Genomic DNA, 14,965 nt, shown 5'->3' with positions numbered 1-14,965 from the left:
AACGAATCTCGTTGAGTTATTAAAGAAAGTCCTGTATTATTGCGTTACATCATAGGTTCAGGACGGAAGTTTATTGGAGGTTTCATTATGAAGAAGGCACTAGTGTTGCAATCGGATTTTGGAATAAGTGACGGTGCGGTAAGTGCCATGCACGGTGTCGCTAATTCTGTTGAACATGAATTAAAAATATTCGATCTCACCCACGATATTCCACCATACGACATCTGGGAAGCTTCCTATCGACTATGGCAAACAATCACGTATTGGACAGAAGGTACGGTTTTTGTTTCGGTGGTCGATCCTGGTGTAGGATCGACAAGAAGAAGTATTGCTGTAGAAACAGCTTCCGGTCAATATATTATTACCCCTGACAATGGGACCCTTACCCATATCGAGCGTACGGAAGGAATTGTAGCAATAAGGGAAATTGACGAATCGATTAATAGATTACCAAAGTCTGGGGAGTCCTACACCTTCCACGGACGAGATATTTATGCATATACTGGAGCTCGTCTTGCTTCGGGCATTATCAACTTTGAAGGAATAGGACCAGAAGTTGATGTAGAGAATATCGTCAAATTACCTGTTAAAGAAGCTCAGATTGTGGATAGTAAAGTAGAAGGAATGATTGATATATTAGATGTTCGATTTGGAAACATATGGACAAATGTTAGCCGCAAACTTTTTAAAAAGCTGGGGATTGCTTATGGTGGAAACATCGAAGTTGAAATCCAGCACGATGGACGGTCAATTTACCAAAATATGATGACATTTGGACGTTCATTTGCGGATACTCATAAAGGAGAACCGCTCGTATATATTAATTCATTAGATAATATGGCTGTTGCGATTAACCAGGGATCTTTTGCTAAGGCCTATGGAATTAGAACAGGCTCTAACTGGGTCATTACGTTTCGAAAAACAGATAAATAATTTCTCAACAAGGTGAAACGTTTACCGCTCAATTTCGAGGAATGGACTGATGTGAATCTTATGCGTTTTCAGTGGATATATTTACTTGTTCTATTAATAATTGCGGGATGTTCAAGTCAAATAATGGGGATATCAACAGACTCGGGTGGATACAAGGAAAAAGATAGTGATGTTGTCGAAAGCCAGGGGCAGATAAAAAATATCCAGTACTTAGACGATTTTATTAAAGATGTAGATCAAAGGGAGAAGACAGAAGTACGTGTTATTCAATATACAATGGAGGGTGATCCCATTGTTACAGATTTACAGTTTGACGGGGAAGTCATTAAGTACAAGCATGATTCCACAAAAGATCAATTCGGATCAGGTGAAGTTGTGAAAAGTAATTGTTCAGAAATTTCCCGTAAAGATCGTACCAACGAAACGGTATATGAACTTATTTGTGGTGAGAAATCATTATCTATCGATGTGTTGACCATCTCCTACGATGCAGATAAGCAAGACAGGTTTGACTTAAAGTTTTCCTATAATAAAAGCAATAGGGTAACTGTAGATACGAAAGAACAGTCCCTGTCCGTTCAGTCTGAGTCTAATAGTATAAAGGAAAAGGGTTTTCAGTTTACTAAAGAAGAGCGTGATCAAATTTATAAGCAACTCGTGATAGGTAATTATCTAGGAGATAAGAACCTAGGCGACACTTGCCGTGAAAAGCCTGATTACTCGTTAAAAGTTATGATTAATGGTGTGGAAAAATCTTTTGAATGGTCTGACTGTGATTCTGGTGAGAATGTTGATGAGATGACAGAGATGGCAGAGAAAATTATTGAAATAGTTAAAGAGACGGACCATTATCAGAAGGTATTTCATTGAACTCTTGCTTACTAACGTAAGTTTAGCAGACCAAATCGCATATGATTGGTCTCTTATTTTTCTCTTATTATCAATAGTTATTGGATAATAACATTTGTATGATCATAGAAAATCGCAACCCAAATAACAGAATGACCATAGCTGTTGTCAACGTGCTCATTACTATGTTAATTAGTATGCTATTTGCTATGTTGATTTTTATAGACCAAGTAGGTAATTATCATTTTATGTAAAAATAATTGTAGAGTCTGTGAAGAATTGTTCTTAAACTAACTTGATTGTTGAATAACTCAATTCCGAGATGGTTGTGTAGAGAAAGGGGCAGTGGGGAAGGAGTCGCTTTCCGTGGGCGTGCGCTGAGCCTCCTCAGGCTGGCGCCTTCCGGGGTCTCATCTAACCCGCGTATCCCACAGGAGTCTCCCCCTTCCCCACCGCCCCTTACCGTATGTTTCTATCGTCCCGTTCTACCGTCCCTGTTAAAGCATGAGATATCTGATATAACGCCAATTGAAGCCTGATTGATACAGATACAGATCAGGGGATATGGCCATCACAGATTGAGCCATTAGATAATTTAAAAATCGGGTGTGATAGCGTGTTTATAGGAAGGGGGTAAGGAATGCTTTTCACTTGAAGCACCACATCTGATGCTTCCGTTCTCCTCACGAAAGCAAGAAGGTCCGGGAAATTATGAGACTCCTGTGGTGGATGAACATGATCGGTGAGATCCCGCAAGGCGTAGCCTGAGGAAACTCACCTCATGCCCACGGAAAGCGAGTGATTTCCCGGACCTTCTAACGCCATCCTTGGTAAAGGAAACCACCAGAATGTCTCGAATCTGAGTATTCCACAATCTGGGGCTTTAGTTGAACAACAGAATATAAAAATAGAACGTTTGGAAAATTAAAATCCAAGCGTTTTTGTTTGCTATTTTTCATTAGAGGCAGCGATTTTAGGGGATATGGCAAATATATAGTTTCTAGGCAAGGAGTTTGAGTCAATGCTAGTAAAGAATAAATATTTTTCTTTTAAAATGACAACGTTACAGTACTGATAACAGATAAACTCACGAATCATCCCGCGTTTGAAAATGTATTAGAAGAATTTATGATCTCCTATGCAGGTCATAAAGGTCAAAAAAATGCTTGCAAAGTGTCCAGGTCTCCTCTCCCCACTTAAACCGCGCACAATTACTAGTAAGCAAAATCGGAGCCATCCACATGATCTATGTGCTACACTACCACTGTAACCTTTTAAATTAGAAAGGAAGAGATTTTCATATGAACTCAGTAAAACTGCACAATACTATCGAAATGCCACAGCTTGGCTTTGGTGTATGGCAAGTCGAAGAAAAAGACGCAGTACCTGCAGTCACAAAAGCTATAGAAACAGGCTATCGCTCAATTGATACGGCCGCCATTTATAAAAATGAACGTCAAGTTGGCGAAGCTATCGCGAGCAGTAACGTAGCTCGTGAAGACCTTTTCATTACAACAAAAGTATGGAATGCTGATCAAGGCTATGAAAACACATTAAAAGCTATGGATGAGAGTTTAGAAAAACTTGGAATAGACTATGTAGACATGTATTTAATCCATTGGCCGACTCCTGAATTTGATGATTATGTTGAAACATATAAAGCGCTAGAACAATTGCAAAAAGATGGAAAGGTCAAAGCTATCGGGGTATGTAACTTTAACATCGATCACTTACAGCGTTTACTTGATGAGTGTGATGTGAAGCCAGCCATTAACCAGGTGGAGTGTCACCCATTTTTAGCACAGAATGAACTGAAAGAATTTTGTCGTGAAAATGGTATCTTGGTAGAAGCATGGAGCCCGCTTATGCAAGGGGGAGAAGTGTTGAACAATGACACTGTTCAATCAATTGCTGAGAAGCATAAGAAAACGTCTGCTCAAGTGATTATTCGCTGGCACTTACAAAATGGTACCGTTGTAATTCCAAAGTCGATCACGCCTTCTCGTATAGAAGAGAACTTTGATGTGTTTGATTTTGAGTTAACTGAGGAGGATATGAATCAAATCAATTCGCTTGATAAAGGGGAGCGTAAAGGCCCTGAACCGAGTGAAATGAACATACGTTAGATAAGACGCAGCTGGTCTTAGACGTGTGACTGTTCCGTCATCGGCAGGAGAATGTCTTAGTTGAAGAATCGTTGAAAATAAAAACAAGAAAAATCTCAGTTCACTGAACTGAGATTTTTCTTGTTTTTATTACAAATACGGTATAATTCGTGAGACAAATTAAGCGTCAATTTATAGTGGTATTCCAGACTTTGTGATAGGGCGGAACCCTTCCAATCTGTGTAAAGGTTCTGTTCATCCTGTATTTTTTATGTAAAACACCTGTATGTTTTTAGATTACTTCAGCATCGAACCTGTCTATTACCATGTGTGTCCTATTTTTATTAAGAATAGATGCCATAATCAATCATTTCTGTTATGTAAGAAGCAAGTTCATAGGCACTGCATGAGTGATCTTGTTCAATCCACCACATGATGGAACCAGTAATACTTGAAGCTATGAAGGTCTCCGTTATACCTCTGGGAAATTTTACTGAGTGATTAAATTTAAGGGCAACCGATAATGTTGATCGTGTCGACTGTTCGATCAACTGGTGGAATCTTTTTTGGAAAAGGGGCAGCTCTTGTTTAATTAAAAATATAAAGAAAACACGTTCTTGCGATTTTATGAATTCAAGTAACCGAATAAAACGGGGATGGGGAAGCTTCACAGTAACAAAGTCATAATGTTCCTCGCATGACTCCAAATTATATTCACACAGATCGAATAGTTCATTAACTATAGTTTGTAATAAATGATCTTTACCCTCGAAATGTCGGTAAAAAGTTACTCGATTCATTTGGGCTTCATTCATAATATCCTGTACAGCAATAAATTCATAATCGTGACTTTCCAACAGCTGTAGAAAAGATTCCTTAATCCAACTTTGGCTTCGTATAACTCGTGCATCTGTTTTTCTTTTCAAAAGAAAACCACCTTTTCGCGACAGTATGATTAGATGTGTTTATTATCTCTAAATGATATTGACCTCTTTTTATTGATTGCTATAATGAGGATTAGATTGATAAATGATAATGAATTTCATTTTCATTATAGCAGTAATTTTTCTTTTTGAAAGAGGTAAGGGTGATTTTGTGAAAATAAGATATACACTTCTGGCTCTTACTCTTTTATCCTTTTTGTCACTTTTCATTGGTGTATCAGAGTTATCTATAGCCGATTTGTTTCATTTAACGTCCGATCAAGTAGAGATTCTTACGATTAGCCGTCTCCCTCGGTTGGTTAGCATTCTAATTGCAGGAGCAAGTATTAGTATTTGTGGACTGATTATGCAGCAGTTGACGAGAAACAAGTTTGTTTCTCCAACTACAGCAGGAACATTTGATTCTGCTCGATTGGGTGTTTTGGTTTCCTTACTCGTTTTCACGTCAGCTAGTCCTTTAATGAAAATTGGTATAGCTTTCATCTTTGCTTTGTTAGGAACGTTTTTGTTCATGCAGATTTTAGACAGAATTAAGTTCCAGGATACAATTTTCATTCCACTAGTAGGAATGATGTTCGGAAATATTATTAGTTCAATTTCTACCTTTTTTGCATTAAAGTATGACCTCGTTCAAAACATGTCATCGTGGTTGCATGGTGATTTTTCAATGATTATGGAGGGTCGATTTGAAATGCTTTACCTTTCCATACCATTGTTAGTTATAGCCTTTTTGTATGCAAATCAATTCACCTTAGCTGGAATGGGGGAAGATTTCGCGAAAAATTTGGGGTTGAAGTATAAGCAGATTGTAAACATTGGGTTAGCAGTTGTAGCAATGATCACGGCTTCAGTTGTACTGACGGTTGGAATGATTCCTTTCTTAGGGTTAATTGTTCCGAATATCGTTACCTACTATTACGGGGACCATTTGAAAAAAAGCTTGATTCAAACAGCAATATTCGGTTCTGGATTTGTGTTGATTTGCGATATTATTGGGCGCGTCCTTATCTATCCATATGAAATCTCAATTAGTTTGACGATGGGTGTGATCGGAAGCGGAATCTTTATTTATCTGCTGATGAGGAGGCGTTCATATGCAACTTAGAAAGAAAGTCACGTTGTTATTAGTGTTAGCTGTTATTTTGGTTGGGGTCTTTTTGTTCACAGGAATAAGCAGCAACTGGGATTACATACTCCCGCGACGTGGAGTGAAAATGGCTGCGATAATTGTAACGGGTGCAGCCATAGCATTTTCTACGGTGATTTTTCAGACGATCACAACAAATCGCATTTTAACTCCCAGTATTTTGGGGCTGGATAGTATGTACTTACTCGTACAAACAGGTGTAGTATTTTTATTCGGTTCAGGTTCGATTGCGATGATGGATAGCCAGATTAATTATTTCTTATCTGTAGGAGCAATGGTTGTTTTCTCTTTTCTATTATTTAAGTGGTTATTGAGAAAAGGAGAAAACATCTACCTATTGTTACTCGTGGGTTTGATATTAGGGACGTTCTTTTCAAGCTTATCTTCGTTCATGCAAATCTTAATTGATCCGAATGAATTTCTTATCGTACAAGATCGAATGTTTGCAAGTTTCAACAATGTCAACACAGACTTACTAGGCCTTTCCATCGTCATTATGGGATTGGCATTTATATTTTACATTCCGTATCACAAATACATGGATGTTGTTTCGCTAGGAAAGGATCATGCTGTTAACTTAGGAGTTCCGTACGACAAAATTATTCAGCGATTACTTATCATTGTAGCAATCCTCATTTCAGTAGCTACCGCATTAGTTGGGCCTGTTACTTTTCTAGGTCTTCTCGTTGTCAATTTAGCTCATGAGTTCATAAAAACATTTCGTCATAATTATTTAATTGCTGTCTCGGTCTTATTTAGTATTATTGCGCTTGTTGGAGGTCAGCTGGTCGTTGAAAGAGTGTTCACTTTTTCGACAACGATCAGTGTGCTCATTAATTTTGTCGGTGGTATCTACTTTATATATCTACTACTAAAGGAGAATAAAGCATGGTAAAAGTAATGAACTTATTTAAGCAGTATGGAGAAAAGCCTGTAGTGGAAGATGTTTCAATTAGTATTCCTAAAGGAAAAATCACAACCTTCATTGGTCCTAATGGAGCTGGAAAGAGTACACTTCTGTCAATGATCAGTCGTCTTATTACAAAAGATGAAGGGGAGGTGATGATTGAAGACCACGAACTTGGAAATTGGAAAACCGAAGAATTGTCTAAAAAAATATCTATTTTAAAACAGAGCAATCATATTCACTTGCGACTAACGATTCGGGAACTCGTATCATTTGGTAGATTTCCATACTCTAGAGGAAGATTGACAGACGAGGATAAGGAGAAGATCGATCAAGCGATTGAGTTTGTAACTTTAACAGATATGGAAAATAAATATTTAGATCAGCTTAGTGGGGGGCAACGTCAACGTGCCTATATCGCCATGGTCATTGCTCAAGATACAGAGTATGTGTTACTAGATGAGCCTTTGAATAACTTGGATATGAATCACTCCGTTCAAATCATGAAAACGTTAAGTCGACTTGTCAGAGAACTCGGAAAAACAGTTGTTCTTGTGGTACATGATATCAACTTTGCTTCTTGTTATTCCGATTATATTGTAGCCATGAAAGACGGACGAATTATTGAAGAGGGATCAACCGCCAAGATGATTGAGCCCTCTGTTCTGAATTCTGTATACGACATGGATATTGATATCCATACCATCAATAATCAAAAAATATGTGTGTATTTCCAATAAAATAAATGAGGTGAAGAATAATGAAAAAGTGGTTTATATTAATAAGTGTTTTGTTCTTAAGTTTAGTGTTGGTAGCTTGTGGAGAGTCTGAAGCAGGGGCGGATAGTAGTTCTGAGAAAGAAACGGTCACGGTTGATCATGAGCTTGGAAAAACAGAAGTACCTAAAAATCCAGAAAATGTAGTCGTGTTTGATTTTGGAATAGTTGATAGTTTAGACGAGTTAGAGATTAATGTTCAAGGTGTAGCTAAAGACTCTTTACCCGATTATTTAAGTAAATATGAAAGTGATGATTATGAAAATATCGGTGGATTAAAAGAACCTGACTTTGAAGCAATTAGTCAAATGGATCCTGATCTTATTATTATTTCAAACCGTCAATCTGAAGTTTATGATGAATTAGGAGAAATTGCTCCTACAGTTCACCTTGGAGTAGACACAAAGAGGTATATGGAATCCTTTAAGGAGAACATGGCGACTTTAGGTGAAATTTTTGAAAAAGAAGACGAAGTGAAAGAAAAGCTGGCCGAGATAGAATCTAATGTTGAATCCGTTAATGAGAAGGCTTCAGATATGGAGAAAAAAGGATTGATTATACTAGCAAATGATGGAAAAGTGAGTGCTTATGGAGAGGCTTCTCGCTTTGGTTTAATTCACGATGTATTAGGAGTGAAAGCAGTTGATGAAGCCATCGAAGCATCAACACATGGTCAAAGTATCTCTTTTGAGTACATTTCTGAGAAAAACCCGGATTACTTATATGTTGTGGATCGTGGGGCCGTTGTTGGTGGACAATCGTCTGCTAAGCAAGTCGTAGAAAATGAAATTGTTATGAAGACAAATGCTTACGAGCAGGATCAAATTGTCTATCTTGACCCGCAATACTGGTATTTATCTGGTGGAGGACTCCAATCTGTTGCTGCAATGGTTAATGAGATTGATGAGAGTTTATAAAGAGTAGTAGAAAGGACGCCGTTGTGCATCCTTTTTGTTTATCCACTCACAATCTAGTTTAAACGTTACCAAAATGGGAAACATACTCATCAAACAGTCAAAAGGAGCCTCTTATGAGAATTCGCTTTGGTTACGTTGCTCATGCACTAAATTTATACGACGCCACACCATCAAAAACCATGACTTATACCCGTTATCAAAAATTATCTAAAGATGAGCGGAAAGACCAACTTGAGCGAATCACTCGTACTAACCTCGAACATACGATTCGGATATTACACTATAACATTGCTCACGAAATTCCGCTGTATCGATTTTCATCATCACTAGTACCTTTAGCTACTCACGATGAAGTGGACTTTGATTATATTACTCCGTTTAAAAAGGAATATGATATGATCGGACAACTTGTTAAAGAACATCAATTACGGACAAGTTTTCACCCGAATCAGTTCACACTTTTCACAAGTGATAAGCCGCACGTTACTGAAAATGCGGTTAAAGATATGGAATATCACTTTGCTCTACTGAAAGCGATGGGAATTGAACAAAGTGCTTATATAAATCTTCATATTGGTGGCGCCTATGGTAATAAAGAGAAGGCTCTCGAACGTTTTCATGAAAATTTAAAACAGCTTCCAAATCCTATCAAACGTCAAATGACACTGGAAAATGACGATAAAACGTATACCACGACGGAAACTTTAAATGTATGCGAAAAAGAGAATATACCGATGATGTTTGATTATCATCACTTCATGGCAAATCACGAGACAGGTGAAAGATTGAGCGAGCTCCTTCCTCGATTCTTCAAGACGTGGGACGGAACAAAATTCCCACCTAAAATTCATATTTCTTCACCTAAGTCAGAAAAATCATTTAGAAGTCACGCTGATTTCGTAGACTTGGATTTTATTCAGCCTCTTCTAAAAGAATTGAAGGTTCAAGATCAAGATGTGGATTTTATGATAGAAGCAAAGGAAAAGGACCGGACATTATTAAAACTACTGGATGAAATGGCTTCATTGAGAAAAGTGAAGCGGATAGGGGGAGGAAGTTTAGATATGTAAAAACCGCCGTGCATTTTATGACGACGGTTTTAAAAATATATTATTCAGCTACAGTAAACTGAAACTCACCTTCGAATTTAACATCTTTACCAAGAAGCATGCCGCCTGTTTCTATTGCTGCATTGTAAGTCACTCCGTAAGCTTCACGGTTAATCTTTCCAACAACACTAAAACCTACAACAGTGCTTCCGTCAAGTGGGCTCTTTGACGTTCCGTTATATTCTACTGTGAACGTTTCTTCGTTTGTTGTACCTTTTATTGTGAAATCTCCAGTTACTTTATATTCTTCATCTGATACTTTTTTAATAGATTTGCTTTCAAAAACCAAGTTAGGGTGTTTTTCTGCTTCGAAGAAATCTCCAGAGCGAAGGTGGCCGTCACGGTCTTCGTTACCTGTATTAATCGATGCAACAGGGATAGTTACTGTAACATTTGCTGAGTCAAGTTTGGAAAGATCTCCACTGAAATTGACATCAAAATCTTCAAATTCACCTTTTGCTTTACTCACCATCATGTGTTTGATTTGAAAATCAAGACTACTGTGTACTTTGTCTAAAGTTAATGTTGACATTATAAATTCCTCCTGTTAGTTAATCGGATTATACTATTTTTATTATTTCTTTGTTATTTATCGTATAACCCCTAATCACTTACCTTATGTAAGTAACTTTACATTATATATCAGGTATCGTCAAGCATGAATATCTCGAATTCGAGTTAAATGTTATTTTTGTATTAATAAAGGCTTTATTTGTACCTTCTTTTTATGTTGTTGTTTTAAACTTTTCTTTATTAATTAGAAAGGGACTCAGGAGAACGATGTGCTTTTCCCAGGAGTCTCAGCCTTATCACATTGAGATATAGATCTATAGGCTACCGAAATCTTAGTGCTATGGAAGAAACCTTATGAAAGATTGATTTTCTAATCGTTGGTCTGATCCACTCGTATATTCTTAACTAACCCTCGTTATGGACAATACAACTCTTGATATCTGAAATTCCACAAAAGGAAATTCCTTATTTTATTACACAAAATCAACATTACCATTTAACAAAAGCCTCTTTAATTAGTATAAATGTTTGGAAAGAATAGGTGACTGAATAATTCAATAAATTGCCAATTTTCGTATAACCCCTCTATAATAAAGATAGATAAAGTAACTAGTTTAAGTCACCAATTTATAGGAAAAGGGGAAAGAGTATGGTATTAGATCCGCAAGCAAAAGTTTTACTTGTACAAATGGAAGCAGCTGGATCTCCTCCGTTAGAAAGCCTACCTCCAGCCGAAGCACGGCAGGCGTTTCGGGCTTTAGAAGGAAGTTCAAATGAACATCTTGAGTCAGTTGCAAAAATTGAAAGTCAGAGGATTCCGGGTCCTAATGGAGACATTCAGATCAGGGTTTATACACCTGAAGGAGAAGGGCCGCACCCTGCATTTGTTTTTTTCCATGGTGGGGGATGGGTGATTGGGGATTTGGATACCCACGATAATATATGCCGATCCTTGACTAACTTAGCAAACTGTGTCGTGGTATCCGTCGATTATCGTCTTGCTCCGGAACATAAATTCCCGATACCTATTGAAGATTGTTATGCAGCTTCGCAATGGGTGTTTGAACATCCCTCAGAGTTGAATATTGATGCTGATAAAATTGCTGTAGGGGGTGATAGCGCTGGCGGTAATCTTGCTGCTGTCGTCACTCATTTGGCTAAAGAGCGTGGCACTCCTAAATTGTCTTACCAGCTTCTTTTTTATCCGTCTACAGACTTCACTAGAGAGACAGAATCTATGCAAGATAATGCAGAAGGTTACTTTTTAACTAAAGACAGTATGATCTACTTTCGGAATCATTATTTGAAGAATCAAGAAGATGCTAGGAATTTACTTGCTTCGCCGTTATTAGTTGAAGATCTCTCTGAATTGCCTCCAGCCATGGTTGTAACTGCTGAATATGACCCACTGCGCGATGAAGGGGAAGCCTATGCCAATCGCTTACAAGGTGCAGGCGTGCCAGTTATTCTTAAGAGATTTGAAGGCATGATCCACGGTTTTGTTAGTATGGCGGATAAACTCGATAAGGGGAAAGAAGCCTTACAATTTGCTGCTGATTCGTTACGCAACGGCTTTGAAAAAGTTAAGTAATTATTTAAGTAACAAAATAGTTTAAGAGTGAAAAACATGAATAACAATCTTTTCAGCAGTCTAATGTCATATAAATTGGACTGCTGAATTTTTGATTTAACAAGATGACATACAATCTTGTTAAATCAAATTCCGCTAAGAAAGGCAGAGGAATGAACAGTTCCCTTTACGTGGGTATATGTGATTCTTCTTGCTTCGTGCGGGGTCTTTAACAATCCAATATAAAAATGCTCTGAGCATTAAAGCAAGCTCGGAGCATTTTTATATTGAGTTCATTTGTTAATTTGAGTTCGGGTGCTTCTTACGTTTCTACTCTAGGTTTTGTGGGATCACATGAAGGATACTCCCCGCCGGTCGATTCTGCTATTTTAAATAAGTAGTAGCATTCTTCACGTGCCATATGATCGGCCATTAATGCAGAGAAGGATCCTAATAATGTTTCATTAAGTTCCATTTCTTCTAGTTCATGTAAGAACGTTTTAAAAATCTTCATCTCCATCTCAACTTCATCATTGTAACGCGATAAGGAAGGGAAGGATTTATGGTTGGTACGTAAATAACCTGTTAATTCAACGGCTTTTAAATAAAATTGATTGAAATGCTCTGAAAATAAATGACTTTTTTGTTTGAGCCTCTGCTCTACTCCATCCAATTGATCATTAATCGCTGTTGCATGTCCGGAGGCATCGAGCAGCCAAAGCATATGGTGATGAAGTTCATGGAAGATGGGAGGGATCTGCCCTTTTCCAAGGTAACCAATAACTAGTAAGTATTCCTCAATTTCATTGACCATATGATTGATGAAGGTAGGGGTGAAGTGAATTTTTATTTTTCCAAATAAGATCTGTTCTAAAATTGCTAACTTAAACTTGTGGAACTCTCGGACTAAAGATCCAACCTCATGTGTGAAGGTAATCATATCTCCACCAATTGCTCCGCTGCGGGCACGTTCTAAATAGTGATCCCATTGGTTTACATACTGCTTTGCTCTCTCAATGGACTCTTTTTCTGAAGGGTAGAGGGCATCTCGAATAAACCGAGCATGGTCTCCTAAGACTTGAAGCCAAAACTGGTGTTCAAATGTAAAAGCTTCTTCATATGTTCGCAAGTTGGGTCCTCCTCCTTCGTTTATGCAACATTTTTCATGAAGAACTGATGGAGCTTCCACTTTATTGTATTAATTAGAAAGTGAAGGTATACCTTGTGCAATAAAACGCAGCGTCAAAAAAACACTCCACCCTTGAGCCGACGACTCTGGTGGAGTGTTTCCGTGAATTCCTGGTTCAACTTTTATAATTCACCTGGTTTTGCTTCGGTTACATAAGTGCTTGCAATAAAGTCGTGGATCGAACGATTGTCATCTCTTAATCCAACCATAAATGCACTTACTATAATTCCAATACCTAGGGTGGCCATATAGGCTACACCTGCTACTACCTGACGCATCAGCATCGTACCTAGACCGACGTCACTTCCGTCAATTTTTACGATGCGTATGCCGATTAGTCTTTTACCTACCAGGTAGCCATGCCAGAGGACAGGGAGAATGAGCGTATAAAGAAATCCGAGCAAGTTAAATGCTGGGTGATCAAAATCCATTCCAAATAAAAGCATTCCTAATAATGATAAGGGTAAAATGATAATGAGCGAATCCAGTAGATTTGCTCCTAGTCTTTTCCAAAACCCTACGGTGCGTTCCATGAAAAACCTTCCTTTCAAATCATTCAATACAATAACCTAAGGACAACCATACTGCCTATCCTAGAATTCTTCCTGCTTCTACGAAACGCTGGATACCAGTAAACAATTCTACGACGAAAAACAGGAGAATAGACCAATATAAAACACTTGGAAATAGTAACATTATGCTGAATAAAAGAAAACCTTCAGTACGCTCAGCTAATCCAGCTTGGTAGTAAAAGGATTTAACCCCAGATTGTTCAGAGACCGCGCCCACTACTAAAAAGATCGTCATTGAAATTACGATGGCAACAGTCAGTAAAAGTAATGGCCAGATAACTTCAGGATGAACATAGGCAATTGCAACAATAATGGCAACTTCTACAATACGGTCAAAGGTTATGTCCATAACCGTTCCGAAAGGCGATGTTTTTGTGTGTCGGGCCATCGTTCCATCAACGGCGTCTAGAAAGCCTGACGTCCACAAGAAGACAACGGCTAAACTCGGAAATCCCATCACATAGAGTACGCTTGTCCCAATACCCACTAAAAGAGCAAATACGGTAATTTGATTAGGGGTATATCCTCTTGTTAATAGCTTATTAGCCGCGTAGTTTATAGAAGGTTGTGCAAACTTTCGTGCATGTGTATCTAACATATCGTCACCAACTTAATCTAAGTTACTATCCTTCGAAATTATATCACGAACTAGTTATTGTTTATAAAGTCACTGCTTCGCCACTATACCCCGCCGGAATTGTCGCAATTGCAAAAATCAAATGATTATTTAATGTAAGAAGGATGAGATACCTCATAGAAAAGAGTATAATAGTAGATAAAGCAAGGAGGTTTTATGGGTGATTTTATGTGAAGAAGACTTTACAAGCCATAATATGAGCAAGTTGGTCAAAGGTGCTGTTGTTCCTCGGCCTATCGCTTGGGTATCGACGGTAGATGGAAAAGGAATACGTAATTTAGCACCCTTCAGTTTTTTTACGGTGGCTTCAATGGAGCCGATTACTTTATGTATATCTATTGGGGGATCAGATAAGGAAAAAGATACTCTACGCAATATTCGAGAGACAGAGCAATTTGTCATTAATGTAGTGTCTGAGTCGCTAGCGAACCAAATGCATGAAAGCAGCAAGTCTTACGATCATGAAGTTAATGAGTTTGAGAAGTCAGGAACGACCGCAAGCGATAGTGTAATAGTGACGGCTCCTAGAGTAGCAGAAGCACCTGTTACTTTTGAGTGTGAACTTGATCAAGTGATAGAAGTGGGGAGCAGTCATCTTATTTTAGGTAAAGTAGTTTGCTATCATATTAAAGATGGTCTAATTATGGGGAATGATAAGATTGATCCTCATAAACTTGCACCTGTGGGACGAATGGCTGGCGATTATAGTTATATTCAGAACTTTTATAGTTTGCCAAATGAAGATTTACCAAAATAAAAGTCTATGTTAAACGTTCATGTTAATAGTTGTTCGAGCT

At 38.0% G+C, this 14,965-nt stretch carries 15 protein-coding genes; 10 read left to right on the top strand and 5 right to left on the bottom strand.

The window, feature by feature from the left end; translation table 11 throughout:
• Positions 1 to 84: 84 nt before the first annotated feature.
• The 3 genes from ACFQIC_RS13815 to ACFQIC_RS13805 all read left to right on the top strand — a co-directional run bounded on the left by ACFQIC_RS13815 (position 85) and on the right by ACFQIC_RS13805 (position 3,908).
• Complete coding sequence (locus ACFQIC_RS13815) at positions 85 to 933, top strand: SAM hydrolase/SAM-dependent halogenase family protein (RefSeq protein ID WP_204709295.1); 849 nt, start codon at positions 85 to 87, stop codon at positions 931 to 933.
• A gap of 60 nt (positions 934 to 993) precedes the next feature.
• Positions 994 to 1,803, top strand: coding sequence for a DUF4362 domain-containing protein (locus ACFQIC_RS13810; RefSeq protein ID WP_390217261.1), 810 nt, complete (start codon positions 994 to 996; stop codon positions 1,801 to 1,803).
• 1,280 nt (positions 1,804 to 3,083) lie between these two features.
• Positions 3,084 to 3,908 (top strand): aldo/keto reductase, encoded by an 825-nt coding sequence (locus ACFQIC_RS13805; protein ID WP_204709212.1) that lies wholly within the window; start codon positions 3,084 to 3,086, stop codon positions 3,906 to 3,908.
• A gap of 323 nt (positions 3,909 to 4,231) precedes the next feature.
• Here the strand turns inward: ACFQIC_RS13805 and ACFQIC_RS13800 are convergent, their stop codons facing one another.
• Positions 4,232 to 4,813: a TetR/AcrR family transcriptional regulator gene (locus ACFQIC_RS13800; protein WP_204709214.1), complete on the bottom strand. Its 582-nt coding sequence runs from the start codon at positions 4,811 to 4,813 to the stop codon at positions 4,232 to 4,234.
• A 169-nt stretch (positions 4,814 to 4,982) separates the two neighbouring features.
• Here ACFQIC_RS13800 and ACFQIC_RS13795 point away from each other — a divergent pair, with 169 nt between their 5' ends.
• The 5 genes from ACFQIC_RS13795 (at position 4,983) to uvsE (ending at position 9,648) form a co-directional block, all read left to right on the top strand.
• Positions 4,983 to 5,936 (top strand): ABC transporter permease, encoded by a 954-nt coding sequence (locus tag ACFQIC_RS13795; RefSeq protein WP_204709216.1) that lies wholly within the window; start codon positions 4,983 to 4,985, stop codon positions 5,934 to 5,936.
• Positions 5,926 to 6,873, top strand: coding sequence for an iron chelate uptake ABC transporter family permease subunit (locus ACFQIC_RS13790; RefSeq protein ID WP_204709218.1), 948 nt, complete (start codon positions 5,926 to 5,928; stop codon positions 6,871 to 6,873). The genes ACFQIC_RS13795 and ACFQIC_RS13790 overlap by 11 nt, the downstream gene beginning before the upstream one ends.
• Complete coding sequence (locus ACFQIC_RS13785; RefSeq protein ID WP_204709220.1) at positions 6,867 to 7,625, top strand: iron ABC transporter ATP-binding protein; 759 nt, start codon at positions 6,867 to 6,869, stop codon at positions 7,623 to 7,625. The genes ACFQIC_RS13790 and ACFQIC_RS13785 overlap by 7 nt, the downstream gene beginning before the upstream one ends.
• Positions 7,626 to 7,645: 20 nt before the next feature.
• Complete coding sequence (locus ACFQIC_RS13780) at positions 7,646 to 8,578, top strand: siderophore ABC transporter substrate-binding protein (protein ID WP_204709222.1); 933 nt, start codon at positions 7,646 to 7,648, stop codon at positions 8,576 to 8,578.
• Between the two features lie 113 nt (positions 8,579 to 8,691).
• Positions 8,692 to 9,648: a UV DNA damage repair endonuclease UvsE gene (gene uvsE / locus ACFQIC_RS13775; RefSeq protein ID WP_204709223.1), complete on the top strand. Its 957-nt coding sequence runs from the start codon at positions 8,692 to 8,694 to the stop codon at positions 9,646 to 9,648.
• A 40-nt stretch (positions 9,649 to 9,688) separates the two neighbouring features.
• Here the strand turns inward: uvsE and ACFQIC_RS13770 are convergent, their stop codons facing one another.
• Positions 9,689 to 10,219, bottom strand: a complete 531-nt coding sequence (locus tag ACFQIC_RS13770) for a YceI family protein (RefSeq protein WP_204709224.1) — start codon at positions 10,217 to 10,219, stop codon at positions 9,689 to 9,691.
• Between the two features lie 630 nt (positions 10,220 to 10,849).
• Here ACFQIC_RS13770 and ACFQIC_RS13765 point away from each other — a divergent pair.
• On the top strand, positions 10,850 to 11,791 hold the full coding sequence (locus ACFQIC_RS13765; RefSeq protein WP_204709225.1) for an alpha/beta hydrolase: 942 nt from the start codon (positions 10,850 to 10,852) through the stop codon (positions 11,789 to 11,791).
• A 301-nt stretch (positions 11,792 to 12,092) separates the two neighbouring features.
• On the opposite strand, the gene ACFQIC_RS13760 is transcribed toward ACFQIC_RS13765, so the two are convergent.
• The 3 genes from ACFQIC_RS13760 to ACFQIC_RS13750 form a co-directional block, all read right to left on the bottom strand.
• Positions 12,093 to 12,899 carry a DUF2935 domain-containing protein gene (locus tag ACFQIC_RS13760; RefSeq protein ID WP_204709226.1) on the bottom strand — a complete coding sequence of 269 codons (807 nt, stop codon included), beginning with the start codon at positions 12,897 to 12,899 and terminating at the stop codon, positions 12,093 to 12,095.
• A 182-nt stretch (positions 12,900 to 13,081) separates the two neighbouring features.
• Entirely contained in the window at positions 13,082 to 13,492 is a 411-nt protein-coding gene (locus tag ACFQIC_RS13755) for an RDD family protein (protein ID WP_204709227.1), read from the bottom strand.
• A 55-nt stretch (positions 13,493 to 13,547) separates the two neighbouring features.
• The gene (locus tag ACFQIC_RS13750; RefSeq protein WP_204709228.1) at positions 13,548 to 14,129 is read right to left on the bottom strand and encodes a CDP-alcohol phosphatidyltransferase family protein; all 582 of its coding nucleotides are present in this window, start codon (positions 14,127 to 14,129) and stop codon (positions 13,548 to 13,550) included.
• A 199-nt stretch (positions 14,130 to 14,328) separates the two neighbouring features.
• Here ACFQIC_RS13750 and ACFQIC_RS13745 point away from each other — a divergent pair, with 199 nt between their 5' ends.
• Positions 14,329 to 14,925 (top strand): flavin reductase family protein, encoded by a 597-nt coding sequence (locus ACFQIC_RS13745; protein WP_390217236.1) that lies wholly within the window; start codon positions 14,329 to 14,331, stop codon positions 14,923 to 14,925.
• Positions 14,926 to 14,965 lie beyond the last annotated feature (40 nt).

The sequence above is a fragment of the Halobacillus seohaensis genome (assembly GCF_042663045.1).
GTDB lineage: Bacteria > Bacillota > Bacilli > Bacillales > Halobacillaceae > Halobacillus_A > Halobacillus_A seohaensis.
Note: the sequence above shows the minus strand (reverse complement) of the source record. Positions and strands in the feature narration are given on the sequence as shown.

Bases quoted from the DNA above. Each gene is read 5' to 3' on its own strand.
- ACFQIC_RS13810 (WP_390217261.1), top strand. From the start codon at position 994: ATGCGTTTTCAGTGGATATATTTACTTGTTCTATTAATAATTGCGGGA.
- ACFQIC_RS13750 (WP_204709228.1), bottom strand. From the start codon at position 14,129: ATGTTAGATACACATGCACGAAAGTTTGCACAACCTTCTATAAACTAC.
- ACFQIC_RS13785 (WP_204709220.1), top strand. From the start codon at position 6,867: ATGGTAAAAGTAATGAACTTATTTAAGCAGTATGGAGAAAAGCCTGTA.
- ACFQIC_RS13765 (WP_204709225.1), top strand. From the start codon at position 10,850: ATGGTATTAGATCCGCAAGCAAAAGTTTTACTTGTACAAATGGAAGCA.
- ACFQIC_RS13755 (WP_204709227.1), bottom strand. From the start codon at position 13,492: ATGGAACGCACCGTAGGGTTTTGGAAAAGACTAGGAGCAAATCTACTG.
- uvsE (WP_204709223.1), top strand. From the start codon at position 8,692: ATGAGAATTCGCTTTGGTTACGTTGCTCATGCACTAAATTTATACGAC.
- ACFQIC_RS13780 (WP_204709222.1), top strand. From the start codon at position 7,646: ATGAAAAAGTGGTTTATATTAATAAGTGTTTTGTTCTTAAGTTTAGTG.
- ACFQIC_RS13770 (WP_204709224.1), bottom strand. From the start codon at position 10,219: ATGTCAACATTAACTTTAGACAAAGTACACAGTAGTCTTGATTTTCAA.
- ACFQIC_RS13790 (WP_204709218.1), top strand. From the start codon at position 5,926: ATGCAACTTAGAAAGAAAGTCACGTTGTTATTAGTGTTAGCTGTTATT.
- ACFQIC_RS13805 (WP_204709212.1), top strand. From the start codon at position 3,084: ATGAACTCAGTAAAACTGCACAATACTATCGAAATGCCACAGCTTGGC.